Source organism: Lentzea sp. CA-135723 (assembly GCF_050936595.1).
In the GTDB taxonomy this organism is placed as follows: domain Bacteria; phylum Actinomycetota; class Actinomycetes; order Mycobacteriales; family Pseudonocardiaceae; genus Lentzea.
Window position 1 is genome coordinate 6,576,178 of the sequence record NZ_JBNJMK010000001.1, and the last position, 23,994, is coordinate 6,600,171.

A 23,994-nucleotide genomic window follows, 5' to 3' on the forward strand; every position below is an offset into this window, starting at 1 on the left:
CGCAGGGCCTGGTGCGTGGTAGGAGGAGCACTCGACGATGAGCAGTTCCACGTCCGTAGGGACGGACGAACACCCCGCGGTGGTGCTCACAGGCATCACCAAGCGATTCCCCGGTGTGGTCGCCAACAGCGACGTCCACCTGACCGTGCGCCGCGGCGAGGTCCACGCCCTGTGCGGCGAGAACGGCGCGGGCAAGTCGACCCTGATGAAGATCCTCTACGGCATGCAGCCGCCGGACGAGGGCACCATCGAGGTGAACGGCGAGCAGGTCCGGTTCCGCACGCCGTCCGACGCCATCAAGGCCGGCATCGGCATGGTGCACCAGCACTTCATGCTGGCCGACAACCTCACCGTCCAGGAGAACGTCGTCCTGGGCGCCGAGGCGATGCACGGCATCGGCAAGAAGGCCCGCGCGCGCATCATCGAGCTCTCCGGCAAGACGGGGCTGAACGTCGACCCCGGCGTCCTGGTCGAGCAGCTCGGCGTGGCCGACCGCCAGCGCGTCGAGATCCTCAAGGTGCTCTACCGCGGCGCCAAGGTGATCATCCTCGACGAGCCCACCGCCGTGCTCGTGCCGCAGGAGGTCAACGAGCTCTTCGACACCGTGCGCGGCATGCAGGAGCAGGGCTACACGTTCCTGTTCATCTCGCACAAGCTCGACGAGGTCCGCGCGATCGCCGACTCCGTCACGGTGATCCGCCGCGGCACGACCGTGGGCAGCGCCGACCCGAAGACCGTCAGCTCCCGGCAGCTCGCCGAGATGATGGTCGGCAGCGAGCTGCCCAGTCCGGAGACCCGCGAGTCCACCGTGACCGACACGGTCGTGCTGGACGTCAGGGGCCTCAAGCTGATGACCCCGGACGGCTCCCGGCCGATCCTCGACGACGTCGACATGGTCGTGCGGTCCGGCGAGGTCGTCGGCATCGCGGGCGTCGAGGGCAACGGCCAGACCGAGCTGGTCGAGACGATCATGGGCATGCGCAAGGCCGGCAGCGGCACGATCACGTTGCAGGACAAGGACATCACCAAGCTCGGCACGCTCGCCCGGCGCGAGCAGGGCATCGGGTACGTGCCGGAGGACCGGCACCGCCACGGCCTGCTGCTCACGCAGCCCCTCTGGTACAACCGGATCCTCGGCTACCAGACCCGCAAGCCCACGGCCAAGGGCGTCTGGCTCGACACCGACGGCGCGAAGAAGGACACCGAGCGGATCGTCGCGGACTTCGACGTCCGCACGCCCGGCATCGACGTCCCCGCCGCCGCGCTGTCCGGTGGCAACCAGCAGAAGCTGGTCGTCGGCCGCGAGCTGTCCGGCGACCCCGTGCTGCTGATCGCGTCGCACCCGACCCGCGGTGTGGACGTCGGCGCGCAGGCGTTGATCTGGGACGAGATCAAGCGCGCCCGTGCCGCCGGTCTCGCCGTGCTGCTGATCTCCGCCGACCTGGACGAGCTGATCGGCCTGTCGGACACGATCAAGGTCATGCTGCGCGGCCGGCTGGTGGCCGACGCCGACCCGAACACCGTCACGCCCGAGGACCTCGGCAGCGCGATGACGGGCGCTGGCAGCACGAGCGCAGCGGTCCAGGAGACCGCTGTCGTCGAGGAAGGCGAGAAGTAATGGGACACCTGCGCGGCAAACTCCTGCCGCCCGCGTTGGCGATCGTCTTCTCGATGTTGTTGTGCGGCATCGCGCTCGTCATCTCCGGCGCGAACCCGCTCAGCGCGTTCGGTGCGATGGTGACGCAGGTCGGCAAGGGCACGACGCTCGTCGACATCATCAACTCGACCGGCATCTACTACATCGCGGCGCTCGCGGTGGCCATCGGGTTCCAGATGAACCTGTTCAACATCGGTGTCGAGGGCCAGTACCGCGTGGCCGCCGTCGTGGCGGCCGTGGTCGGCGGCTCGATCGCGCTGCCCACCGGCATCCACACGCTGGTGATCATCATCGTGGCCGCGATCGCCGGTGCCGCCTGGGCCGCGATCCCCGCGATCCTCAAGGTGACCCGCGGCGTCAACGAGGTCATCTCGACGATCATGATGAACGGCCTGGCGATCGGCCTGTCCGCCTACCTGATCCGCCGGGACGTCTTCGGTGAGCTGCGGGGCAACAACATCCGCACCGCCGAGATCCCGGAGAGCGGCTGGATGCCCGGCATCTCGTTCGGTGGCGGCGGCACGATGTTCGGCTTCATCTTCGTGGCCATCGCCCTGGGCGTCGGCTACTGGGTGATGATGAACAAGACCCGGTTCGGCTTCGAGCTGCGCGCGTCCGGCGAGTCCTCGACCGCCGCGTCCGCCGGTGGCGTCAACGCCAAGAAGATGGTCTTGGTGTCGATGCTGATCTCGGGCGCGATCGCGGGCCTGATCTCGTTGCCGGAACTGCTCGGCCGCGACCACACGTTCAGCCTGAACTTCACCGCGGGCATCGGCTTCTCGGGCATCGCGATCGCGCTGCTCGGCCGCAACCACCCCGGTGGCATCGCGTTCGGCGCGCTGCTCTGGGCGTTCCTCGACAAGGCGGGCCTCGCGCTCGACAACGTCGGCGTGCCCAGGGAGATCGTCACCATCATGCAGGGCTCGATCGTCCTGTCGGTCGTCGTCGCCTACGAGGTGGTGCGTCGCTTCGAGCTGGCCTCGGAACAGCGTCGCGTCGGCCGTGAGCTCGGAACTGTCGGAGGTGCCGCGTGATCTCGACGATGGAGGAGAAGCCGCACATCCCGGCGGCGCCTCGCAAGCGCAAGGTGCCCGGCTGGGCCGTCGCCATGCTCGGTGTCGCGGGCGCGATCGCGCTGCTGTCGATCACGTCGATGCAGACCGGGTTCCCGCAGCTCACGTCGTCCGGCACGACCCAGACGGCGGTGCGTCTAGCGCTGCCGATCCTGCTCGCCGGTCTCGGCGGTCTGTGGGCGGAACGCGCCGGCGTGGTCAACATCGGCCTCGAAGGCATGATGATCATGGGCACCTGGGGCGCGGCGTGGGCCGGGTACCAGTGGGGTCCGTGGGCCGCGGTCGTCGCGGCGGTGGTGTTCGGGTCGCTGGGCGGTCTGCTGCACGCGATCGCGACTGTCACGTTCGGCGTCAACCACATCGTCTCCGGTGTGGCGATCAACCTGCTGGGCGCCGGTCTGACGAAGTACCTGTCGACGCTGGTGTTCTTCCCGATCTCGCACAACCCGCGGCAGTCGCCGCCGGTGGCGCCGTTCGACACGTTCTCGGTGGCGGGCCTCGGTGACTGGCTCGGTGAGCTGGAAGCCGGGCAGCGCCTGTTCATCTCGGACGTCGCGGGCATCCTGCGCGGTCTCGTCACCGGTGTCTCGCCGTTGACGATGCTGGCGATCCTGCTGCTTCCGCTGTCGTACTGGCTGCTCTGGCGCACCCGGTTCGGCCTGCGCCTGCGCTCGGTCGGCGAGAACCCGCACGCGGCGGACTCGCTGGGCGTGAAGGTGTACTTCCACAAGTACGTCGCGGTGATCGTCTCCGGTGGTCTCGCCGGCCTGGGTGGCGCCTCGCTGGTGCTCAACCCCGGCCAGCTGTCCTATTTGGAGGGTCAGACCGGCGGCCGCGGCTACATCGGCCTCGCCGCGATGATCTTCGGCAACTGGCGGCCGGGTGGCCTGCTGGGTGGTGCGGCGTTGTTCGGCTACGCCGACGGCCTGCAGCTGCGGTCCGGTGGTGAGACGGTGCTGGCGCTGGTCTACGGCGTCGTGCTGCTGCTCGCGGTGATCGTGGTGTGGCAGCTCATCCGGCAGAAGTGGTTCTCCGCTGCTGCGGCCATCGTCGTGGCCGTATTGATGTACCTGCTGTACATCAGCCTCGACGAGATCCCGAGCGAGTTCGTGTCCTACGCGCCGCACATGGTGACGTTGGCCGTGCTTGCCGTTGCCTCCCAACGGTTGCGAATGCCGGCGGCCGACGGCGTGGTCTACCGCCGTGGCTGAGGTCGACTGGGACCTGCTGCGGGCACGGGCGGTGGAGGCGGCGTCGTTCGCCCACTGCCCGTACTCGGGGTTGCAGGTCGGCTCCGCCGCGCTGTGCGACGACGGCCGGATCGTGACCGGGTGCAACGTCGAGAACGCCTCGTACGGCGTGGGGCTGTGCGCCGAGTGCACGATGGCCGGTCAGCTGCGGCTCACGGGCGGCGGCCGGTTCGTGGCCGTCGCCTGCCGCTCCGGTGCCGGTGAGCTGCTGATGCCGTGCGGCCGGTGCCGTCAGGTGTTGTACGAGCTGGGCGGCCGCGACTGCCTGGTGGACACGCCGTCCGGGATCCTGCCGATGTCCTCGGTGCTCCCGGACGCGTTCGGACCGGAGGACCTGCCATGAGCTTCTCGGCGGTGGACGTCATTCGCGCCAAGCGCGACGGCGCTGTGCTTTCTGGTGAACAGATCGACTGGGTCATCGACGCGTACACGCGCGGTGCCGTGGCGGACGAGCAGATGTCCGCGCTGGCGATGGCGATCTTCCTCAACGGCATGACCGCCACCGAGACCGCGCGCTGGACGCAGGCGATGATCGCGTCCGGCGAGCGGCTGTCGCTGCACGTCGACCGGCCGACCGTGGACAAGCACTCGACGGGCGGCGTCGGCGACAAGATCACGCTGCCGCTGGCGCCTCTCGTCGCTGCTTGTGGGGCTGCCGTGCCGCAGCTTTCGGGTCGTGGTCTGGGCCACACCGGCGGAACCCTGGACAAGCTGGAGTCGATCCCGGGGTGGCGGGCCGCACTGTCCACTTCGGAGATTCTGGAGCAGCTCGCTTCGGTCGGTGCGGTCGTTTGTGCTGCCACCGAAGGACTTGCTCCGGCCGACCGCAAGCTCTACGCGTTGCGGGACGTCACCGGGACCGTCGAGGCGATCCCGCTGATCGCGTCCTCGATCATGTCGAAGAAGATCGCCGAAGGCGCCGAGTCGCTGGTGCTGGACGTGAAGGTCGGCTCCGGCGCCTTCATGAAGGACCTGGCCTCGGCGCGTGCCCTGGCCGAGGCCCTGGTGGCCATCGGCGTGGAGCACGGCGTGCGCATCTCGGCGTTGCTGACCGACATGTCCGTGCCGCTGGGCCGGGCGGTCGGCAACGCGGTCGAGGTGGCCGAGTCCGTCGACGTGCTGCGCGGCGGCGGACCGGCCGACGTGGTGGAGCTGACGGTGGCCCTGGCGCGCGAGATGCTGTCGCTGGCCGGGATTTCCGCCGACCCGGCGGCCGTGCTGGCCACGGGTGAGGCCTACGAGGTGTGGGCGCGGATGATCCGTGCCCAGGGCGGCGACCCGGACGCGGCCCTGCCGGTCGCGGCGCACAAGCACGTCGTGGAGGCGCCTGCTGCTGGCGTGCTGTCCACTTTGGACGCTTACGGCGTCGGCGTGGCGGCGTGGCGCCTCGGTGCGGGCCGGGCCCGCAAGGAGGACCCGGTGCAGTTCGGTGCCGGGGTTCTCTGCCTGGCCAAGCCCGGTGACGTGGTGGAGGCCGGCCAGCCGTTGCTGGAGCTCTACACGGACACCCCGGACGCGGTCGCCGGAGCCTTGCAGGCGTTGGAAGGCGCCTACGAGGTGACGGATTCCGCGCCGGAGCGTCAGCCGCTGGTGATCGACACCATCCGCGGCTAGTACTGGTCAGTAAGAGGTCAGTCTTCCGGCTTTCGTTGACTGTCTCTCGCGTCCCCGGTCACGCTGCCAGCTTCCGACGCTCAACGGAGGCAGCGTGACCGGTGGGACCCAGCCGCGATACGACCCCGTCAAGGCGACCAGCAGCTACCTCGTCCACCTGTTGTCCTTCAAGCCCTACCGGCCGGTGTGGCTGCGCTTCGCGGGTCAGCGGGGCCTGCCCGTGGTGCCGGGAAAGATCCAGCAGGAAGCGGTCCGGCTCGTCTACGTCACCTACCTGTCCAGGCTCGACGACGGCCTGGACGCCGCCGAACGCGAGCAGTTCGAGGCCGAGGGCTACCAGAAGGGTGACGAACGCAGGCGCGTCAAGAAGGACAAGGTGCACCGCGCGCTCAACGGAAAGTCGCTCGACAAGGCAACCCTGGACGAGTTCATCGCGGCCTTCGGGATCAGCACCAAGGACGCCGACCGCCTGCACATGATCCTGCGCGGTGACGCCGCCGAGCCCATCGTGATCGGCACGTTGCCACGTCCTCAAGGCCTTGAGCCCGCAGGTCACGAGACCTTGACCCTGTCCGAGGTGCACCACCTCGGCCGCAGCGGTCTACCCATCGCTCACGTGAGCGAGCAACGCATCCGTTCGCTGAAGGACGGCCTCACGCACTTCCCGTACCGCTTCGACACCGACAACATCAGGGTGAACGTCATGCGCGGCGGCACGGCGGGCGAGATGGTGCAGGTCACCGACGGAGTCTGGGAGGTACCGATCCACTTCGCGGAGCCGCTCCAGTACGGCGACGAGAAGTCCTTCCAGTTCTCCAGCCGCTTCCACTACGACCGTCCACCTTGGACCGACTTTCGCCGCGCCGTGTCGGGACGGCTGGACAGGCTGTCGATCAGGGTGAAGTTCCACCGCGAACACCTGCCCGCACGCGTGTGGTGGACCGAGTGGGAGCACTACCGCGACGGCAGTGAGGTCGTTCGCGAAGAAGAGGTTTCGTTGCACGACGAGCTGACGGTGGACCGGTTCCTGAACTACGTGGAGTCCGCTGTGGTCGGCTTCCGCTGGGAGTGGTAGCGCGACAACTCCGCGACAGGTCGCCTCTACGGTGCGCGCAGCAGCACATCGTGGAGGAAGCACGTTGACCGATATCCATGAAGAATCGCGCGAGGACCTCGAGCGGAAGTCGTTCCTCGCCACTGTCAAGGGACTGCACGTCAACAAGAAGATCCTTCGGCTGACCGCGTTCGGCGTCATCGTTGCGGTGGTCAGCGTGTTCGTCGCGTGCCAGCCGAAGGAAGAACCGCCATCGCCCGAGACCAACATCAACGGAAACAACTGCGGCGTGGTCACCCAGAACAGCAGCTGCGTTGTGCAGGCCGTGGAGGCGGCGGAGAAGATCGCCGCCTCCGACGAGGTGGCGTTCAAGGCCGAGTTGGCGAAGAGGTCGCAAAAAGCCCCTGGCGTCGACGGTCCGTGGCCGTTCGTCGTCGTCGACACCATCATCGACGACAGGAACTGGGGCCTCTACGCCAGGACGACCAACCGTGCGCTGGCCGAACGTCAAGGCACAGCGGCGAACCACAGCGTCATCTGGGCCGACTGCGTCGCCACCAGCGACTACACGCCGACCGACGTGACCGGTGACAACAACGTCGGCCCGAAGTGGCTGAGAGTCCGCTGGGCGCCGGTGGACCCGACCCAGAGGTCAGTGTCCGAGCCCAGCGAGGAACGACGTTCGTGGATGTACCGCGGCGCTGCGGTGCCGTTGGAGCACAACGGCGAGATCCCGGAGTGCCGCTAGTTGACGAGCGAGCCCGCCAGGGGCGACCTGTCCTGCTTCCACAGCACGCACAGGACCTCCTGGCGGCCCGGCGCGGCGGCGTCGTTGTAGGCTTCCCACTCCTTCTGCGTGGGAACGAGCCCGGTGAAGCCGAGCGGCTCCTTGATCTTCGGCTCGATGACCTTGAACTGCTCGGTGCAGTAGTTCTTGGCGAAGTCCGCCAGCCACTTCTCGCCGGGGTAGGCGATGTCCTTCGGCTTGTCCCACATGGGCGTCGCGGCCGAGAACAGCTGGATCCCGTGCGGCCCGCTGCACGGCACGTCCTGCCGCACCGGTGAGCCCTGCGTCAGGAAGTCCTTGGCGCACTGCGTACCCGACAGGTTCCACTCGGGCACGTCCCCGCCGCGCCCGAACGTGGCGATGCGCCGCGACGGCAGCGCGGCCCCCACCGGCAGCTCGGCGGGATCGCTCCACTCGGTGGAGTTCTCCTGGGTCTGCCCGGTGCTCGGGTACGGGTTGGCGTTGTTGTTGGTGTCCTTGGGTTTGAACGCCTGATATCCGGCGAACGCGGCACCCGCGAGCACCACGACGCCGAGCACGATCGCCCCGACCGTAACCAGCCGCTTCTTCTTGCCACCCGGTTCGAGCTGCCTCGTGCTCCGCACCGACGGCACCGCCGTGCCCTGCACGATCGCCGTGAGCATCTGCCTGGCCTGCGGGGCCGTCATCCGCCGCGCCGGGTCGACGGTGAGCAGGCCGCGAATCACCTCGGCCAACGCCGGCGAGGCGTTCCTGAGCACCGGCGGCTCGTTCATGATGGCGTGCAACGTGGAAGCCGTGGAGGTCCGCTCGAACGGACTGATCCCCTCGACCGCGTTGGCGATCGTCACCCCGAGCGCCCACAGGTCCGACGCCGGCGAGGCCTCCCACCCGCTCAGCCGGTCCGGCGACATGTAGGCGGGCGACCCGATGATGCCGCCGTTGTGCGTGAGCCGGGGGTCGTCCATGGCCTGCGCGATGCCGAAGTCCGTGAGCTTCACCGCCCCGTCCGGCCGCACCATGATGTTGCTGGGCTTCACGTCCCGGTGCACGATGCCGGCCTGGTGGGCGGTCTCCAACGCCCCCAGCACCTGCAACGCCACCCCGGCCATCCACACGGAGTCGCGCGGCCCGTGCTTCTCCACCACGGTCGCGAGGTCGAGCGCGTCGACCAGCTCCATCGCGAGATACGTGCGCCCGTTCTCCCGCACCACGTCGTACACCGTGACCACGGCGGGGTGGTTCAGCCTGCCGGCCGTCCGCGCCTCCCGCAGCATGCGCTCTTCCAGCACGGCGAACTCCGCGGCGGCGATGCCCTGCGGCGGGTGCAGTTCCTTGAGCGCGACCGCCCGGCCGAGCAACTGGTCCTGGGCGCGCCACACGACACCCATCGCACCTCTGCCCAGTTCGGCCAGCAGTGCGTAGCGGTCGGCGATGAGTCGCTGTTGCTGCACGGACTATCCCTTCTGGACGCCCCCAGATTCCGGCGAGCATACGGTGAGGGGTGTGTGAGCGCTCCCGCCGGTAGACACGTGGGCAGGAAGCGGGCGGTTCGACGCCGTTCGCGGGGTGTGTCCGGCACCACACGGCCGCCGAGGGCTTCGTCGGAAACGCGAACGGCCCCGGAGCGACGGTGCTCCGGGGCCGTTCGAATGCATCAGACGATCAGGCGCCTTCGGCGGCCAGGTCGTCGTCGTCCATGTCCTTGCCGCCGTTCGCCGGCTTCGGGCCGCCGTTCTTGCGGGTGCGGCGCTGCGGGCGCGGCAGGGCGGTGGGCGGCGGGGGCGGGGTGGGCGAGCCGCCGCCGAGGATGAGCTCGGCGAAGGTGGCCATGGCCTCGTCCAGCTGGCCGCCGATGCGCAGTTCGGACTCCTGGTTCGACTTGCGGACCAGGGACTGCAGCGAGTCGGTGTCCGGGCGGGCGCCGACGGTCTCGGCGACCTTGGTGAGGCTCGCGTCGACGGTGCCGCCGAGCTCGGAGATCCTCGCGGCGAAGCCGTCCTCGACCTTGTCGAGGCGGTTGGTCATGTTGTCGAGCTGCGACGTGACGAGCTCCAGGCGGCGGGCCAGGGACTCGAGGCGGTCGGCCGCGTCGACCTGGTCGCGCGACTGCTCGATCGCGGCGTACAGGGCGGTGCGGGCCTCGTCGAGCTTGCCGTTGACGACCTCGCGGGTGTCGGCGACGGCGCCGGCGAGCTCGGCGCGGGTCTCCGCCAGCGAGCCGGCGAGGGAGTCGCGCGTCTCGTTGAGCGAACCGGTGAGCGCGTCGCGGGTCTCAGCGAGCGAGCCGGCCAGGGAGTCGCGGGTCTCCGCCACGACGCCGGTCAGCTCGGAGCGGGTCTCGGCCAGGGAACCGGCCAGCTCGCTGCGGGTGTCGCCCAGGGTGGCGGCCAGCTGGTTGTGGCGGTCGGTGAGCGCGCCCGTCAGCTTCTCGCGGCTGTCGGTGATGGCGCCCGCCAGCTCGCCGCGGCTCTCGGCGATCGCGGTGACCAGCTCGGCACGGGCAGCGGCGAGGGCGTCACGCTGCTCGTCGGCACGGCCGTGCACGCTCGAGAACGACTCGGCGAGGATCTTCTGCAGCGCCTCGCGGGTGCCGTCGAGGTGCTCGTGCACGCCCTCGTCGACCTCGTCGAGACGGCCGCGCAGCGCGGCTTCGAGGGCCTCGATGCGCTCGCGCAGCGGGTTGGTGACGGCGCCCGGGATCGCGTCGACCTTGCCGTCCTGCTTGTCCATGTGACCGTCGAGGTCGTCGATGCGCTTGTGGATGGAGGCGAGCTTGTCCTCCAGGCCGTCCATGCGGCCGGCGACACCCTCGAAGCGGCCGGCGACGCCGTCGAGGCGTCCGTCCAGCTGCGCGAACGGCTTGGCGAGCTTGTCCACCAGGGCGTCGACCGCGCGACCGATGTCGGCGACGGCGGTGTCCTGGGCCTCCAGCTTGGCGAGGGCCTCGTCGAGGCGCTCAGCGAGAACGCTGACCTCGGTGCGGTCCGGCAGCTCCGACAGGCGCTTGCGGACCGAACCCAGCGACTCCAGAGGCGACATCCGGGCGTGGATCTCGTCCAGCGCGTCGAAGATCTGCTGCTGCTCGCTCTCACGGATCTCCGCGGCGCGCGTGAGCATGTTGCGCATCCGATCGAAGGACATCGTGGAGTTGTTGTTCTCTGTCACGGCTGAGTGCCTTCGTCCAGGGGAGGGGGAGACCACGGGAGCCTATCCGCGTCGCGGGACGTCGCTGTACCACCCCCGTCACAGAACGGCCGGGTGCGGACGGGCAACTGACCCGATCAGGCTACCCGACTACTCTGAACGCTAGGTGACGGGTCGGGAGCGGGCCGTAGCCGCCGATGATGTTCCTACCTTGGGGTGACTCAAGCCTCGCGTTGGTTGCAGAAAGTTGCTGATCACGGATCTGCAACGACGGCTGACCGACAAATGATCATATCGGTGACAAGATCATTCCGGCCAGTTCCTGGCGGCGTGTCGTGCGGGTTTGGCCCTGATCGGGGTACTGCGCGGGTGCGGCTTCGCGGAGGCTTCGCGTTCCAGCGGGGTTGGTCGCGTTCCTGGGGTTCGGTCGCCTTGCGAGGGTGGGCGCGCGGGTCGTGACGAAAGACCTGGGGGGTAGCGATTGGGGCTTGACCTTGAGCCTCTGGCGGGATGCTGATCGGCCTCAAAAGCCGGGGTGAAAGCGCCCCGGCCGGTCTGAGATGTTGGCATCCCGCCCCTCGAGGTCGAGCCCCGATCGCCATGAGCGACGTAACCGGCTCCCGATGAGGCATCAGCCCGTTCGGGCTCGCCTTCGGCTTCGCGTGCCAGGTTCCGTAAGTGGGCTGCTTGCGTCGACGGCTGTCCGGTTGGCACCGCGCGCCTGCTTGCGTGCGGGTGCGGTGAGCAGAGCGCCTGTGCGTTGCCGGTTGGGGTGCGGCGGCTGGAGTAACGTGTAGCAATGTCCACGCCGCTTAACTTGGAGACCATCCGCAGCGCGCCGAAGGTGTTGCTGCACGACCACCTCGACGGTGGCCTCCGCCCGCAGACGGTGATCGAACTCGCCGATGCCACCGGCTACCAGGGCCTGCCCACCACGGACGCGGGCGTGCTCGGCGGCTGGTTCCGCGACAACGCCAACTCCGGCTCCCTCGTGCGCTACCTCGAAGGCTTCGCCCACACCTGCGGTGTCATGCAGGACGAGGCCTCGCTGGTCAGGGTCGCCGCCGAGGCCGTGGAGGACCTCGCGGCCGACGGCGTCGTCTACGCCGAGATCCGGTACGCCCCCGAGCTGAACACGGAGAAGGGGCTCACCCTGGAGCAGGTCGTCGAGGCCGTCCAGGAGGGGTTCCGCGTCGGCGCCGCGAACGTCGCCGCCACCGGGCGCAAGATCCGCGTCGGCACCCTGCTGTGCGCGATGCGCCAGAACGAGGGCTGGCTGCGCATCGCCGAGCTGGCCGTGCGGTACCGGGACCTCGGGGTGGTCGGCTTCGACATCGCCGGGCCCGAGGCGGGGTTCCCTCCCACCAGGGGCCTCGACACGTTCGAGTACCTGCGCCAGCAGAACGCGCACTTCACGATCCACGCCGGCGAGGCGTTCGGGCTGCCGTCCATCTGGGAGGCCATCCAGCACTGCGGTGCCGAACGGCTCGGGCACGGCGTGCGGATCGTCGACGACATCAAGGTCTCCGGTGACGGGACCGTCCAGCTGGGACGGCTGGCCGGGTACGTGCGCGACCGGCGGATCCCGCTGGAGATGTGCCCGACGTCGAACCTGCAGACCGGCGCCGCGCCGACGCTCGCCGAGCACCCCATCGGGCTGCTGGCCAAGCTGCGGTTCCGCGTCACGGTCAACACCGACAACCGGCTGATGAGCGACTGCTCGCTGTCGAGCGAGTTCGCCGCGCTGGCCGAGACGTTCGGGTACGGCTGGGCCGACCTGCAGTGGTTCACGATCAACGCCATGAAGTCGGCGTTCATCGGGTTCGACGAGCGGCTGGCGATCATCAACGAGCTGGTCAAGCCCGGCTACGCGGCCCTCAACGCGCAGTAGCCGCCCAGGCGGTCTCGTCGACCGCGCCGCGGTCGAGCAGCGGCTCCCACCAGGCGCGGTTGGCGGCGTACCAGCGGATGGTGTCCCGGACTCCGGCCTCGAAGCCGATCTCCGGGCGCCATCCCAGCTCGCGCTCGATCCGGGTCGAGTCCAGCAGGTAGCGGCGGTCGTGGCCGGGACGGTCGGCCACGACCGACTTCCGCGACGCGGGCAGGCCCAGTTCGTCCAGCACCAGCCCCGCGATCTGGTCGACGTTCGCCTCGACCCCGGTGCCCACGTGGTAGGTCCGGCCGACGACGCCTTCCTGCAGCACCGCGTCGATGGCGCGGCAGTGGTCGAGGACGTGGATCCACTCGCGGCGGTGGGAGCTCGACGCGTAGACGGGGAGCTGCTGCCCGGTCAGCGCGCGCGTGGTGAAGAGCGGCAGCACCGTCTCGGGGAACTGGTTCGGGCCGTAGTTGTTGGCGCAGTTGGAGATCGTCACCGGCAGGCCGAACGTCTCGTGGTACGAGCGCACGGCGTGGTCCGCGCCCGCCTTCGACGCGTTGTAGGGAGTGCGCGGCCGATACGGCGACTCCTCGTGGAACGCCTCGGTCGCGTCCAGTGCGAGGTCCCCGTACACCTCGCACGTCGACACGTGGTGGAACCGCCGGACGCCCGCGCGACGGCAGGCCTCCAGCAACGCCTGCGTGCCGAGGACGTTGGTGCGGAAGAAGCGTTCGGGATCCAGCACGGCGAGGCTGTTGTGGGACTCCGCGGCGAAGTTCACCACGACGTCGACGCCGGAGACGTCCGCCGAGGCGATGTCCGCGTGCACGAACGGGACGTCGGAAGGCAGGTTCGCGCGGATGCCGCGGTACGTCAGAGCGTCGAGCGCGATCACCTCGTCCGCCGGGTGTTCGCGCAGCCAGTAGCGGGTGAAGTGCGAGCCGATGAACCCGGCCGCTCCGGTGACGAGCACGCGCATGATCAGTCCTCCGCGGGGATTTCGGCGACGCCGGGGGGCTCCGCGCCTGGCCAGCCGCGGAACTCGACCTCCAGCTGGAACCGGTGGCCCAGGTAGTGGTGTTCGGACAGGGCGATCGGGCGCTGTCCGTCGTCGAACGCGGTGCGCCGCACCAGCAGCACCGGCGTGGCGGCGGTGACGCCGAGCAACCCACCGAGGTCGCCCGCCGCGACCGCCGCGATGTTCTGGCGCACGACGGAGATCTGGTTCCCGTTGCGCCGCAACGTCTCCCACGTGCCGGGCGACTCGGCGTCGGCGCGGCTGACCGGCGCGGCCAGCTCCAGCGGCACCCACTCGGTCACGACGTCCAGCGGCGTCTCTCCGGTGCGGCGCAACGAACGCACGCGCAGCATCTCGCCGGGACCCAGGGTCGAGGCGACGGTCGACGGCGCCGTGAGGTAGCCGTACTCGAGCACGGTGCGCACCAGGGCCACGCCCGCCTCGGCGACGGCCGACTGGGCGTGCTGGAACGTTCCGAGCGCGAGCGGCTGCGCGAACGACACCACGTACCAGCCGGCGCCCTTCCGCGACGCCAGCAGGCCTTCGTCGCGCAGCTGTTCCAACGCGCGGCGCACGGTCACGCGGCTGACCTCGTAGCGGCGGCCCAGCTCGGCCTCGCTCTCGATCGCCCCCGCCGGGCCGTAGTCGCCCAGCGTGATGCGTTCCCGCAGCTCAGCGGCAAGGCGCTGCGACCGAGAACCTGTCATAAACCTGTATCATACAGACGAAGGCAAGCGCACGAACGACAAAGGGCCGCTCGCGCAGCGCGAGCGGCCCTTTCGCAGCAGAAGAGATCAGTTGCTGTTCAGCCGGTCCTCGAACGCGGCCTGCAGCGTGCGGAACGCCGCCACCTCCGCGTCGTAGGGGGCGGACGGCGCGAGGCGGGTCGGGTCCGGCGCCACGACGAACGACACCAGCCAGCCCAGCGACTCGGACGAGGCGAGCGCGTTCTTCACGGACTCGTCCTCGGCCCACTCGGCCGCGTCCTCGAACAGCTCGACGGCGAGGTCGAGCTGGTGCGGGTCGAGGGAGTCGGGGCCTTCCTCCATGTCCTCGGCGATGCCGGTGAGGACGTAGACGTTGTCGTCGTCCACGTCCACGTCGAGCTCGCCGGCGGTGGCCTTGACCTTGACGTCGTTCCAGGTCTCGACCTCGGCCAGGTCGTGCTCGTCGTTCTCGGCGACGAAGCGGCTCAGCGCGCGCTGCGAGGTGAAGACCTCGATCTTGCCGCGGCGGCCCAGGAACACCGGGTCGTCGCCGAGGTAGGTGCGCAGCGTGTAGAACTCGCCGGCCGACGTGATGATCTTGATCGGGTCGATGCCGACCTCGGCCCAGAAGCCGGACGGCGCCGCCTTCTCCTCGGAGTCCTCGTCGGCGGTGTCCGCGGGGTCCTCGACGGCGACGGCAGCGGTGGCGGCCTCCAGCGCGGCGAGCTCCTCCTGGGCGACCGACAGTTCCTTCTCCGGGACCTCGGGCGTGTTCACGACGCCGTCGATCGCGTCGAGGACCTCGTCCCACTTCTCGGAGACGACCTCGGACAGCTCGCCCCACAGCTTCGCGCCGTCACGGCCGCTGAACGGCAGCGTGCCCTGCGGCAGCAGGGAGAAGCCCTCGGCGCTGTCCAGCACCTCGTGGACCTTCTCCAGGTCGCAGACGTCCGCGAGGGCGCGCACGATCGCGATGACGTCGGCGAGCTCACCGATCGTCCAGGTGTCCGGGTCCTCCGCGACGAGCTCGGGGACGCCGACCAGGTCGAACTGGTGGTTGTCGTCCGGCGAGAGGTCCGCGACGCCGAGCGACGGCACGACCGGCCAGGCCGGGTGGTCGGTCAGGTCGTGCTCCTCGGCGGTGCGCACGAACGCGGCGAGGTGCGCGGCGTCGGGGAAGACGAACAGGTCCTCCTCGTCACCGAGGAACGCCTCCCACTCCTCGCCCTTCTCGCGCCAGCGAGGTGCCCACAGCGTGACGACGTCACCCTGCGTCAGCCCCAGCTCGATGGGGACGATGTCCTGCGCCATCCTGACCTCCCGGTCACGCCTGCCCGATGCCGTCGACGAGCCTAACGGTGCTGATCACCGAAGCCACGAGGGGTTGTCGAAGAAAGCGTCGTCGTCTGGGTTCTCGATCTGCGGGGCCCTCTGCCTGCGTTCCGGTACCGCCTCTTCAGCTGGGGCTTTGGGCGGCACGACGGGGTTCCAGGTCGCTCGGAAGGGTGAGTCGCCGGTGATCGACTCGACGTCGATCGCCACGCCGTCGCCCAGGGCCAGCGCCATCCTGTTGAAGCTCGTCTGCACGGCCGCGTTCGTCGCCAGCCGCACGGTCTCGGTCACCACCTGGCCCACGGCCCGCGCACCCTGGGTGAGCAGCGCGGGGTGCAGGTGCAGCGCCTTGATCTCGCCCTTCGGTGTCGCGGTGACCATGCAGACGCCGGTCGGGTGCTCGGCCGTGGCGGTCAATGCGGCCAGTTCGCGGCGCAGGCGTTCGGTGGCCTGCAGGCGTTCCTCGTTCACCGCTGCCACCCGAAGTCGTCCTCGTCCTGCCCGCGTTCGATGCCCATGGCGGTCAGCTCGCGCGGGTCGACCACGCGTTCCAGCGTCTGGTGCAGGCGGGTGTTCGCGGCGCGCTGGGCCTTCTCGGCGACGCGCACGATCTCGGCGGCGAGGCCCTGCGGGCCCATCCGCAACGCGGCCGGGCTCACCGTGATCTCCTGCGGCGGGCCGCCGGGCGTCGCGACCACCGTCACGGCGCCGTCCGGAGAGGACGCCCGTCCGGTCACCGGACCACTGCGCGCGACGTGCTCGGTCACGGCCTGCTCGACCTCGCGCACCTTCCGCGCGGCGCGCTCGACGTCGTCCACCTGATCACCCCCGGACCAGTGTGCCGCATTACAGCCCGACGGTGCCCGCCAGACCGTCCACATGGGCGCGGAGGAACTCCTGCGGGTCGGTGAGGGTGTCCGCGGCGTAGTGGCCGAAGACGTCGAACAGGATGGCGCCGATGACCGCCGACCAGAGGCCGTACACGCGGGAGACGTTCTCCGCGGGCATCTGCATGTCGTACACGCGGCGCAGGCGTTCCATGTCCGCGCGCACCGTCTTGCCGAGCGCGACCTCCACCGGCTTCAGCGCGCCCGCCCGCCAGGCCTCCTCCGCGAGCTTGCCCATGGCGAGCGCCACTCGGGTGCCGGGCTCGACGGTCTGGTCGCCGGGGGCCGCGTAGCCGGGCACCGGAAGGCCGTAGAGGAGGGTGAAGCGCGACCGTTCCCGCACCGCCCACGCGTGCGCCGCGAGCACCGCCGCCTCCAGGCGCTCGCGGTACGAACGGCTCGATGCCGCCTCCAGGGCGGCATCGACCTCGTCGGCGAGATCGTCGTACGCGTCGACGATCAGCAACGTGATGAGTGCGTCACGGTCACGCACGTAGCGGTAGAGGGCGGACGGCACGACGCCCAGATCCCTGGCCACGGCGCGAAGAGAGAGATCGGCCGGACCGACGGTCGTCAGGTGTTCCCGTCCGACGCGCACGATGTCGCGCATCATCTGTTCGCGGGCTGACTGTCGGGTCGTGGCCATTTCCGCACCTTATCTGCCGTGCGGACGGCTCAGGCGGCGGTCACCGGGTCGTTGGTGCGCCGGAAACCCCGCCACGACAGCCAGCCGCGGCACAGCGCGTAGGCGGCGATCGTGGACAGCGCGACCCACGAGTCGCTGAACGTCGACTGGAAGCCCTCGACGGTGTCGAAGATCGTGATCGCGAGGATCGCGGCCGCGGTCTTGTGGAAGATCACCAGCTCCCAGATGCCGGGCACCTGCCTGGGCCGCAACGCGAGCAACGCCCACATCGCGCTGAACACGAAGTACCCGAACGTGCGCCAGCCCTCGACCATCAGGCGGTCGTCGCTCGCGGCCGCCATCAGGAAGAAGCCGTTGACGAAGACGGCGAAGGTGATCACGGAGTTGAAGGCCATCAGGCCGCGGCCGATCAGGTCCTGACGGCGTGAGACGACCGGGCGGACGGTGGAGGTGCTCATGACGGTTCCCCTCGTTCGACGAAAGCGAGAACAGTGTTCTCTGTTATGGGGGAAGTCTGGCGCGCAACGGAAGCAGAGTCAAGAACAGTGTTCTCTCTTTGTGAAAGCAAATGCGAGCGGCCGACGAAGGGGCGGCCGCGTGAACGGCCGCCTCAGCGCGAGATCAGTCGATCAGCCCGTCGGGCGGTAGAAGCCGTAGAACGACATGCCGCTGTTCGTCGTGCGGATCGGCTGCACCTGCACCGGGTCGCCGGCCTCGACCATCTGCCCGTTGCCGATGATCATCGCGACGTGGCCGTCCCACACCACGAGGTCGCCCGGCAGCACCTCGCCCGGCGGTACCGAGGCGCCCATGGCCTGCGACGACGCCGGGCGCGGGATGTCGAAGCCCGCGCCGCCGTACGCCCACTGCGTGAGGCCGGAGCAGTCGGTGCCCTGCGGCGGGTTCGCGCCACCCCACACGTACGGGGTGCCGAGCGCCGACAACGCGTTGCGCACGGCCTTGGCCGCCGTCTCGTTCGGGGCCTCGGCGCTGCTGCCGTCCGGCAGGTTCACGCCGACGCCCTCGCCGGGCTGCGGCGGGATCGCGACCGGCAGCCGCGGACCCGATCCGCCGCCACCTCCGCCGCCGCCCGATCCGCCGCCTCCGCCACCACCTGAGCCGCCTCCGCCGCCACCGCCACTGCCTCCGCCGGAACCGCTGCCGGACTGCGATCCGGGACCGGACTCCTGCTTGGCGGGGGTGTCGGTCGCACCCGAGGCCGAGGTGGTGCCCTCGTCACCGCCGAGCGGCTCGCCGAGCTTCGCGAGCGCGCCGGCGTCGGGCTTCTGCAGGCCGTTCAGCCGGCCGACGAGCTGGGTGAGCTGGTCGCGCACCTTCTGCAGTTCGGCCGAGGTCCTGCCCTGGTACTCGGACGCCATGCCGGCGAGGTCGGCCAGCGCCGCGATCACCACGCCGGGGCCCGCGAGCAGCGACGCGGCCAGCGCGGCGGCGAGCTTCGGGGTCGCCTTGCCGGTGAACTCGTCGATCAGGCCCTGGATCGCGGTGCGCCCGCCGGTCACCGCGCTGACGCCGGTCGATGCGGCGGTCTTGAGCGCGGACGCGTTGGCGGACAACAGGGTCGTGGCCGAGGCGAACGTCGAGACGCGACCGGTGAAGGCGTTGGCCTTGTCGCCGGTCCACGTGTTCAGCACGGCCGTGGAGGCCGACGAGTGCTTCGCGCCCAGGTCGGTCATGGCGGTCTGGGCGCGCCCGAACGCGTCACCCGCGCGCGTGGCGCCGCCGGTGTCGCCGTCCAGCTTCGCCAGGTCCTCCTTCATGGGCGCGATGAACTGGCTCAGCAGTCCCTCGACGCTCATGCCTGAGCCGCCTTGGTGATCGACGCCTTGTGCGCGTCCTCCTGGGCGATGTAGGCGTCGCGCGCCTTCCCGACGGCGGTGCCGAGGCCCGCGAGGCCCGTCGAGGCGGCCTTCAGCGCGTCGAGCTGCGCCTGCGCGGCCGTCTGGAAGGCGGTGTTCAGGCCCACCTCGTTGCCCAGCTTGCCGAAGCAGTCGCCCGGCAGCGACGTGGTGCCGTTCAACGTGCCGGTGCCCACCGCCCCGACCTCGCTCGCCAGACCGCTCACCGCCGACGCGTAGCCGGTCAAGGCGTCGAAGTCGACCTTGAGGCCTTGTTCCGCCATCTGAAAGCACTTCCCCCGGTCGTGACGTGTTCGCGTTGATCCTGCCCCGATGAGCGGTACCTCGCCCGACGTTCCGCCAAGATCATGGAACGGTGGGTGTGATCGAGCACTGGAACCGGATCCTGGCATGGCTGGCGGAGAACGCTCCCGCCACCCGTGCCGTCTTGCGTCCGAGGTATGACGCGCTGCCAGATCTTCGGGTTCCGATCGATCTCCAGCTGTGGTGGAGCGTCTACGGCGGCACCGAGGAGGGCCTGTTCGCCGAGATCCTGCCGCCCTTCTACACACCGCTCGACGCCGACCGCGCGTTCGTGCTCAGGGACACCCACGCGAGCAAGCCGGTGGACTCCTCCGAGGCGGGCGCGCCGACCAGCGGGTTCCACCCCGGCTGGCTGCCGATCGCGTTCGACGGCACCGGCGACGTGCTCGCGGTCGACCTGAGGCCCGGCGTGCTGCGCGGCTGCGTGGTCGAGTGGGACCAGGAGCGCAACGAGATGGTCAAGCCGGAGTGGACGTCGATCGTCGAGATGTTCGACCAGGTGGCGATGGCCCTGGAGACCCGCAGCGCGGTCGGCCACTGCTTCCCGGAGGTCAACACGGCGGGCGAGCTGGGCTGGCGCACGTCCTAGACGCGTTCGAGGATGCCGAGCGTGATCAGGCCCTCGATGATCTGGTCCACGCCGAGCGCCGCGAGCAGCACGCCGAGGACCCGCGACAGCACCCAGGCGTAGGTCATCTTCACCCAGCGCATCGCGATGCCCAGCACCGCGATCGCCGCCAGGTCGAGCGCGATCACCGCCGCGAACCCGCCCGCCAGCACGAACGTCGTCTCGACCGACTTCGTGTCCGACAGCAGGAACAGGTACGCCAGCGCCACCGGGTTCGCGTAGTAGGCGGTGGCCAGTTCGTGGGTGCCGCGCGTCTCGTCGTGCAACGGGTCCTGCTTGCGGCCCAGCACGAGGTCCAGCGCGTGCACGAACAGGATCACGCCGCTCGCGAGGTACAGCGCGCCCTCGCTGATGTGGAAGAGCGAGAGCAGCACCCGGCCGGCGACGATGACGAAGAGGCCGACGCCGAGCGCGATCGCGGTCGAGGAGAGGGCCACCCGCCAGCGCTTGCGGGCGTCGGCGCCCTCGGTGTCCATCAGGAACGCCAGCAGGATCTTCGGCGGTCCGACCACGGCGACGAGGATGGAGAAGGCCTCCACGAACTTCATGGAGGCCATGATCGAGCGGAGGTGCGGGTGGCGCGCGTCAGCTCACGCCGCCGGGTGAACGGCCCGCGGGCCGCTACCTCACGCCGGCGAGCGAGCGGCGAGCCTGCGTCTGCGGCACCGCGGCCGTCTTCACCCTCGCGTAGACCTTCACGGCGGCCAGCGCGCCCAGCCAGCCGAGCGCGGTGCCGGTGGTGTTGGTGATCAGGTCGTCCACGTCGAAGATCCGGTTGGCCCACAGCAGCTGCGAGCCCTCGATCGTCAGCGAGACGCCGTACCCGATCAGCGCGGCCTGGCCGATGGTGCGCTTGCCCCACCACATCAGCATCACGCCGAGCGGCACGAACAGCAGCACGTTCAACGTCATCTGGTCGAACGCGATCCGGCCGTCGCGGAACGTGTCGGCGACCCACCGGAACGGGACCAGCTGCGCGGCCTGGCGCGGCGGCACGGTCTGCATCGGCAGGAACGTGGCGGCGAACAGCATGCTCGCGTACCCGGTGATCGCGGCGGAGCGGAAGGTGAGCTGACGGAACAACAGCTGCGGGAGCATGAATACGACCGACAGGAAAACGCCCCACTGGATGCTCGCGAGCTGTGCATTCGTCATGAATCAAAGGTATGAAAACGGCCCTCCGCGCACATCGCGCTGAGGGCCAGTTCCATCCTCGTACTTCCGGCCGAGTACTACTCCGCCGCGTAATCCCGAGGGCTGATGCCGCGTAGTACCGGACCACACGCCAGTGCCGCTACCAGCGCGACCACCATTCCGACGGCCACGGGCGCCACCACCCAGGGCGTCAGCGGCAGATCCTCGCCGCCCATCAGGCCGCGGGCCAGCGCGAGCAATCCGAGGCCCATCACAATTCCCGCCGCACAGGCCGCAATTGTGGCGGCGAACACAGGGAGCACCACTTCGCGGCGCAATGCGTGAGCCAGGACGCGAATTGGTGTGCCGGCCGCGATCAACGCGCCGAAAGTGCGCCTGCGGTCGATCACCGACCCCGCCGCCGCGACCGCCGCGCCGATGCCGCCGAGCACGCCCGCGATCGACAAGCCGATGATCGTGGCCCGTTCCAGGTCCTCGGTCAGGGTGTCGCCTCGCACACCGCGGGCCAGTTCGGTCAGCGGAGCGCCTGGCAGAGTGCGGACGAACGCGGTGTGCACGGCCTCGCGGTTCTCCGCCGTCGTCGGCACGCCGACCAGCGACACCCTGCCCTGCAACGCGGGCAGCAGCTCCGGGTCGATCACCGCCTCGTAGCGGTAGCCGGACGGGGTGAAGGGCCGCGTCTCGTACTGCGCCGGCAGCTCCGCCTTGACCTCGCCGTCGCGCGAACTGCCGCGGAAGTGGCTCCACCGCAACTTCGTCGACGAGTACACAGCCGGGCCGTCGCCGCAGGTCAGGCCGGTGATCAGCAGCGCGACCTCCGTGCACTTGCCGACGAGGACGCTGTTGCCGTAGTGGTCGGCGGAGCCGTCCCCGACGGTGCCGGACGTCATCGTCACGATCGGCGCCGAGGTCGCGAGCCGCAGCTGCGTCACGTCGACGCCCACCTCCTCGGCCACGATCGCGTTGTCCTGCCACGTCTTGTCGCCGTTCGGGATGGTCGTCTCCAGGCCGGGCAGCATGGTCAGCGCCATCGAACCGGTGAAGACCGCGATCACCACGCCGGCCGAGCCGCGGAACGCCGCCACCGGGTCACCGGAGAGCCTGCGCCCGGCCAGCAACGTCGACGGCTTGCGCCACCGGCCGACGAAGAACCTGCCGACCCACGCCGTGACCACCGGACCGGCCAGCACCAGCGCGAGCGCCACCGCGCCGAGGCCGAGCAGCACGACGGTGAACCGGGAGCTGCCGGAGCCGGTCTGCGCGACGGTGATGCCGAAGAAGAACACCGCGATGGCACCCGCGATCGCGAGCAACCGCCACGACCGCACCTTGCGCTTCTGTTCCGCCGCAAGGGGTTCCTTCACCACCCGGCGCAGCCCCATGATCGCCGCGAGGACGACGAGCACCGGCGCGAGCACGGCCACCACCCCGGTCGTCACCGGATCGGAGACGAAGTCACCGGGGTACCAGGTACCGCCCTCCCACGAGATCTTCGCGGTGAGGTGGCTGAACGGCTGGGCCAGCAGCACCCCGAGCGCGCTGCCGACGACGGCGCCGACCGCGGTCTCCAGCGCGGTCATCCCGACGACCTGCCGCGGTGACGCGCCCGCGAGCCGGAGCGCGGCCAGGCGCCGTTCCCGTTTCGCAGCAGTCAGCCTGGCCGCCGACGCCACCAGCACGAGGCACGGCACCACCAGCACCACCAGCCCGACGCGGGTGAGCAGGAACAACAGGCCGTGGTAGTCGTCGGTGTAGGAGGCGCCGCCCTGGGCGAGCCCCGTGGTCTTGTCGCCGTTCGACACGGCGTCGTGGCCGACGATCGCGACCAGTTCGCCTGGGTACTTCAGAGCGTCCTGGCCGAGCTCGGCGATCACCTGGCCGGGGAAGCGGTTGCCGAGGTTCTCCGCGGGGGCCTCGCGGACCAGCTGCGCGAGCGCGGGGGAGAGCAGCACCTCGCCCGACTCCGGGAACCGCGCGATGCCCTTGGCCACCGGCACGTCGCCCGGCTCGTTGCGGGCCACGTCGAACCGCTCGATGACGAGGCCGCGGTACACGTCCCTGGTCGTGGCGACGGAGATGGTGGTCTTGCCGCCCTCGTTCGTCCAGAAGTCCCGCCACCCCGTGCGGTCGGCGCGCGCCTGCAGGCCGTTCGGTGCGGCGAGCAGCCACAGGACCAGCGACACCGCGATCATCACGCCGAGTGCGACCAGCACCGTCGCGACCTGGCTGCGGCGGTCCCTGCGCAGCACCGCGAGGGCGATCCTCACGCGGACACCCCCGCCGTCTTCTGGGCGATCCGGCCGTCCTGGATCTCCACGACGCGCAACGCCCGGTCCGCGATCGCCTTGTCGTGCGTGACGATCACGACGGCCGCGCCGGTCTCCTCCGCCGCCTGCAGCAGGGCGGTCATCATCTCCTGGCCGGTGCGCGTGTCCAGGGCGCCGGTCGGTTCGTCCGCGAAGATCACCCGCGGCTGGTGGGCGAGGGCCCGCGCGATCGCGACCCGTTGCGCCTGCCCGCCCGACAGCTCGCTCGGCAGCCGCTTCTCCAGGCCCTGCAACCCGAGCCGCGCGAGCCACAGCCTGGCCGCCCCCAGCGACTTCTCCCGCGAACCGCCGGCGAGCAGCATCGGCAGCGCCGCGTTCTCCTCGGCCGTCAGCTCGGCGACGAGCATGCCCGACTGGAACACGAACCCGAACGCGGTGCGCCGCAGCTCGCTGCGCCCCGTCTCGTTCAGCTCGCCGATCGCCCGCCCGTCGAGGAACACCTCGCCGCCGTCGGCGCGCAGGATGCCGGACAGCACTTGCAGGAGCGTCGTCTTGCCGGAGCCGGACGGGCCGACGACCGCCAGCACGTCCCCGGCCGAGATGTCGATGTCCACCCCGGCGAGCGCGTGCACGTCGCCGTAGGTCTTGACGAGGCCACGAGCGGCCAGAACCGAATTCATGTTTCCCAAGGTGCCGGGTGCGGCGCGCCAAAACCTCAGCCTTGGCGACACACC

The 23,994-nt window shown here is 70.0% G+C and carries 23 protein-coding genes and 1 pseudogene; 9 read left to right on the forward strand and 15 right to left on the reverse strand.

The genetic code is table 11. The features are described from left to right. Window positions 1–37 precede the first annotated feature (37 nt). The 7 genes from ACQEU1_RS30760 to ACQEU1_RS30790 all read left to right on the forward strand — a co-directional run bounded on the left by ACQEU1_RS30760 (window position 38) and on the right by ACQEU1_RS30790 (window position 7,396). Window positions 38–1,618, forward strand: a complete 1,581-nt coding sequence (locus tag ACQEU1_RS30760) for an ABC transporter ATP-binding protein (RefSeq protein ID WP_433209176.1) — start codon at window positions 38–40, stop codon at window positions 1,616–1,618. Beyond that, the gene (locus ACQEU1_RS30765; protein WP_433209179.1) at window positions 1,618–2,691 is read left to right on the forward strand and encodes an ABC transporter permease; all 1,074 of its coding nucleotides are present in this window, start codon (window positions 1,618–1,620) and stop codon (window positions 2,689–2,691) included. Before ACQEU1_RS30760 ends, ACQEU1_RS30765 begins: the two co-directional genes overlap by 1 nt. 8 nt (window positions 2,692–2,699) lie before the next feature. Beyond that, a complete protein-coding gene (locus ACQEU1_RS30770; RefSeq protein ID WP_382443533.1) occupies window positions 2,700–3,941 on the forward strand; it encodes an ABC transporter permease in 1,242 nt (413 codons plus the stop codon). Further along, entirely contained in the window at window positions 3,934–4,323 is a 390-nt protein-coding gene (locus ACQEU1_RS30775) for a cytidine deaminase (RefSeq protein WP_433209182.1), read from the forward strand. The genes ACQEU1_RS30770 and ACQEU1_RS30775 overlap by 8 nt, the downstream gene beginning before the upstream one ends. Next, on the forward strand, window positions 4,320–5,594 hold the full coding sequence (locus tag ACQEU1_RS30780) for a thymidine phosphorylase (RefSeq protein ID WP_433209185.1): 1,275 nt from the start codon (window positions 4,320–4,322) through the stop codon (window positions 5,592–5,594). Before ACQEU1_RS30775 ends, ACQEU1_RS30780 begins: the two co-directional genes overlap by 4 nt. 94 nt (window positions 5,595–5,688) lie before the next feature. Then, window positions 5,689–6,669, forward strand: coding sequence for a hypothetical protein (locus ACQEU1_RS30785; protein ID WP_433209188.1), 981 nt, complete (start codon window positions 5,689–5,691; stop codon window positions 6,667–6,669). Window positions 6,670–6,733: 64 nt separating this feature from the next. Then, window positions 6,734–7,396: a hypothetical protein gene (locus ACQEU1_RS30790; RefSeq protein WP_433209191.1), complete on the forward strand. Its 663-nt coding sequence runs from the start codon at window positions 6,734–6,736 to the stop codon at window positions 7,394–7,396. On the opposite strand, the gene ACQEU1_RS30795 is transcribed toward ACQEU1_RS30790, so the two are convergent. Both ACQEU1_RS30795 and ACQEU1_RS30800 read right to left on the reverse strand, forming a co-directional pair. Further along, window positions 7,393–8,868, reverse strand: a complete 1,476-nt coding sequence (locus ACQEU1_RS30795) for a serine/threonine-protein kinase (protein WP_433209194.1) — start codon at window positions 8,866–8,868, stop codon at window positions 7,393–7,395. The genes ACQEU1_RS30790 and ACQEU1_RS30795 overlap by 4 nt on opposite strands. A 1,170-nt stretch (window positions 8,869–10,038) precedes the next feature. Continuing rightward, window positions 10,039–10,543 (reverse strand): annotated as a pseudogene (locus ACQEU1_RS30800) (hypothetical protein); the annotation flags it as partial. 817 nt (window positions 10,544–11,360) lie between these two features. Between ACQEU1_RS30800 and ACQEU1_RS30805 the strand changes: the two are divergent. Continuing rightward, window positions 11,361–12,452: an adenosine deaminase gene (locus tag ACQEU1_RS30805; RefSeq protein ID WP_433209197.1), complete on the forward strand. Its 1,092-nt coding sequence runs from the start codon at window positions 11,361–11,363 to the stop codon at window positions 12,450–12,452. Here ACQEU1_RS30805 and ACQEU1_RS30810 read toward each other — a convergent pair. From ACQEU1_RS30810 to ACQEU1_RS30850, 9 genes are all read right to left on the reverse strand, one after another. Further along, window positions 12,439–13,419, reverse strand: a complete 981-nt coding sequence (locus tag ACQEU1_RS30810; protein WP_433209200.1) for a dTDP-glucose 4,6-dehydratase — start codon at window positions 13,417–13,419, stop codon at window positions 12,439–12,441. The genes ACQEU1_RS30805 and ACQEU1_RS30810 overlap by 14 nt on opposite strands. A 2-nt stretch (window positions 13,420–13,421) precedes the next feature. Continuing rightward, window positions 13,422–14,165 (reverse strand): GntR family transcriptional regulator, encoded by a 744-nt coding sequence (locus ACQEU1_RS30815; RefSeq protein ID WP_433209203.1) that lies wholly within the window; start codon window positions 14,163–14,165, stop codon window positions 13,422–13,424. Window positions 14,166–14,252: 87 nt separating this feature from the next. Continuing rightward, window positions 14,253–15,476: a primosomal protein gene (locus ACQEU1_RS30820; RefSeq protein WP_433209206.1), complete on the reverse strand. Its 1,224-nt coding sequence runs from the start codon at window positions 15,474–15,476 to the stop codon at window positions 14,253–14,255. Window positions 15,477–15,530: 54 nt separating this feature from the next. Then, window positions 15,531–15,977 carry a YbaB/EbfC family nucleoid-associated protein gene (locus tag ACQEU1_RS30825; RefSeq protein WP_433209209.1) on the reverse strand — a complete coding sequence of 149 codons (447 nt, stop codon included), beginning with the start codon at window positions 15,975–15,977 and terminating at the stop codon, window positions 15,531–15,533. Next, the gene (locus ACQEU1_RS30830; protein ID WP_433209212.1) at window positions 15,965–16,315 is read right to left on the reverse strand and encodes a YbaB/EbfC family nucleoid-associated protein; all 351 of its coding nucleotides are present in this window, start codon (window positions 16,313–16,315) and stop codon (window positions 15,965–15,967) included. The genes ACQEU1_RS30825 and ACQEU1_RS30830 overlap by 13 nt, the downstream gene beginning before the upstream one ends. Before the next feature lie 28 nt (window positions 16,316–16,343). Next, window positions 16,344–17,030, reverse strand: a complete 687-nt coding sequence (locus ACQEU1_RS30835) for a TetR/AcrR family transcriptional regulator (protein WP_433209215.1) — start codon at window positions 17,028–17,030, stop codon at window positions 16,344–16,346. Window positions 17,031–17,059: 29 nt separating this feature from the next. Next, a complete protein-coding gene (locus tag ACQEU1_RS30840) occupies window positions 17,060–17,488 on the reverse strand; it encodes a hypothetical protein (protein ID WP_433209218.1) in 429 nt (142 codons plus the stop codon). Between the two features lie 171 nt (window positions 17,489–17,659). After that, window positions 17,660–18,847, reverse strand: coding sequence for a C40 family peptidase (locus ACQEU1_RS30845; protein WP_433209221.1), 1,188 nt, complete (start codon window positions 18,845–18,847; stop codon window positions 17,660–17,662). Beyond that, window positions 18,844–19,170, reverse strand: coding sequence for a hypothetical protein (locus ACQEU1_RS30850; RefSeq protein ID WP_433209224.1), 327 nt, complete (start codon window positions 19,168–19,170; stop codon window positions 18,844–18,846). Before ACQEU1_RS30850 ends, ACQEU1_RS30845 begins: the two co-directional genes overlap by 4 nt. A 92-nt stretch (window positions 19,171–19,262) precedes the next feature. Here ACQEU1_RS30850 and ACQEU1_RS30855 point away from each other — a divergent pair, with 92 nt between their 5' ends. Continuing rightward, entirely contained in the window at window positions 19,263–19,799 is a 537-nt protein-coding gene (locus tag ACQEU1_RS30855) for an SMI1/KNR4 family protein (RefSeq protein ID WP_433209227.1), read from the forward strand. Here the strand turns inward: ACQEU1_RS30855 and ACQEU1_RS30860 are convergent. The 4 genes from ACQEU1_RS30860 to ACQEU1_RS30875 form a co-directional block, all read right to left on the reverse strand. Further along, window positions 19,796–20,386, reverse strand: a complete 591-nt coding sequence (locus ACQEU1_RS30860) for a MarC family protein (RefSeq protein WP_285643335.1) — start codon at window positions 20,384–20,386, stop codon at window positions 19,796–19,798. The genes ACQEU1_RS30855 and ACQEU1_RS30860 overlap by 4 nt on opposite strands. A gap of 73 nt (window positions 20,387–20,459) precedes the next feature. After that, the gene (locus ACQEU1_RS30865; RefSeq protein WP_433209230.1) at window positions 20,460–20,993 is read right to left on the reverse strand and encodes a VanZ family protein; all 534 of its coding nucleotides are present in this window, start codon (window positions 20,991–20,993) and stop codon (window positions 20,460–20,462) included. 77 nt (window positions 20,994–21,070) lie between these two features. Then, window positions 21,071–23,260: an FtsX-like permease family protein gene (locus tag ACQEU1_RS30870; protein ID WP_433209233.1), complete on the reverse strand. Its 2,190-nt coding sequence runs from the start codon at window positions 23,258–23,260 to the stop codon at window positions 21,071–21,073. Then, window positions 23,257–23,940 carry an ABC transporter ATP-binding protein gene (locus tag ACQEU1_RS30875; protein ID WP_433209236.1) on the reverse strand — a complete coding sequence of 228 codons (684 nt, stop codon included), beginning with the start codon at window positions 23,938–23,940 and terminating at the stop codon, window positions 23,257–23,259. The genes ACQEU1_RS30870 and ACQEU1_RS30875 overlap by 4 nt, the downstream gene beginning before the upstream one ends. Window positions 23,941–23,994 lie beyond the last annotated feature (54 nt).

Bases quoted from the DNA above. Each gene is read 5' to 3' on its own strand.
- ACQEU1_RS30850 (WP_433209224.1), bottom strand. From the start codon at position 19,170: ATGGCGGAACAAGGCCTCAAGGTCGACTTCGACGCCTTGACCGGCTAC.
- ACQEU1_RS30860 (WP_285643335.1), bottom strand. From the start codon at position 20,386: ATGAAGTTCGTGGAGGCCTTCTCCATCCTCGTCGCCGTGGTCGGACCG.
- ACQEU1_RS30845 (WP_433209221.1), bottom strand. From the start codon at position 18,847: ATGAGCGTCGAGGGACTGCTGAGCCAGTTCATCGCGCCCATGAAGGAG.
- ACQEU1_RS30765 (WP_433209179.1), top strand. From the start codon at position 1,618: ATGGGACACCTGCGCGGCAAACTCCTGCCGCCCGCGTTGGCGATCGTC.
- ACQEU1_RS30865 (WP_433209230.1), bottom strand. From the start codon at position 20,993: ATGACGAATGCACAGCTCGCGAGCATCCAGTGGGGCGTTTTCCTGTCG.
- ACQEU1_RS30835 (WP_433209215.1), bottom strand. From the start codon at position 17,030: ATGGCCACGACCCGACAGTCAGCCCGCGAACAGATGATGCGCGACATC.
- ACQEU1_RS30780 (WP_433209185.1), top strand. From the start codon at position 4,320: ATGAGCTTCTCGGCGGTGGACGTCATTCGCGCCAAGCGCGACGGCGCT.
- ACQEU1_RS30815 (WP_433209203.1), bottom strand. From the start codon at position 14,165: ATGACAGGTTCTCGGTCGCAGCGCCTTGCCGCTGAGCTGCGGGAACGC.
- ACQEU1_RS30840 (WP_433209218.1), bottom strand. From the start codon at position 17,488: ATGAGCACCTCCACCGTCCGCCCGGTCGTCTCACGCCGTCAGGACCTG.
- ACQEU1_RS30770 (WP_382443533.1), top strand. From the start codon at position 2,700: ATGGAGGAGAAGCCGCACATCCCGGCGGCGCCTCGCAAGCGCAAGGTG.
- ACQEU1_RS30760 (WP_433209176.1), top strand. From the start codon at position 38: ATGAGCAGTTCCACGTCCGTAGGGACGGACGAACACCCCGCGGTGGTG.
- ACQEU1_RS30820 (WP_433209206.1), bottom strand. From the start codon at position 15,476: ATGGCGCAGGACATCGTCCCCATCGAGCTGGGGCTGACGCAGGGTGAC.
- ACQEU1_RS30875 (WP_433209236.1), bottom strand. From the start codon at position 23,940: ATGAATTCGGTTCTGGCCGCTCGTGGCCTCGTCAAGACCTACGGCGAC.
- ACQEU1_RS30805 (WP_433209197.1), top strand. From the start codon at position 11,361: ATGTCCACGCCGCTTAACTTGGAGACCATCCGCAGCGCGCCGAAGGTG.
- ACQEU1_RS30810 (WP_433209200.1), bottom strand. From the start codon at position 13,419: ATGCGCGTGCTCGTCACCGGAGCGGCCGGGTTCATCGGCTCGCACTTC.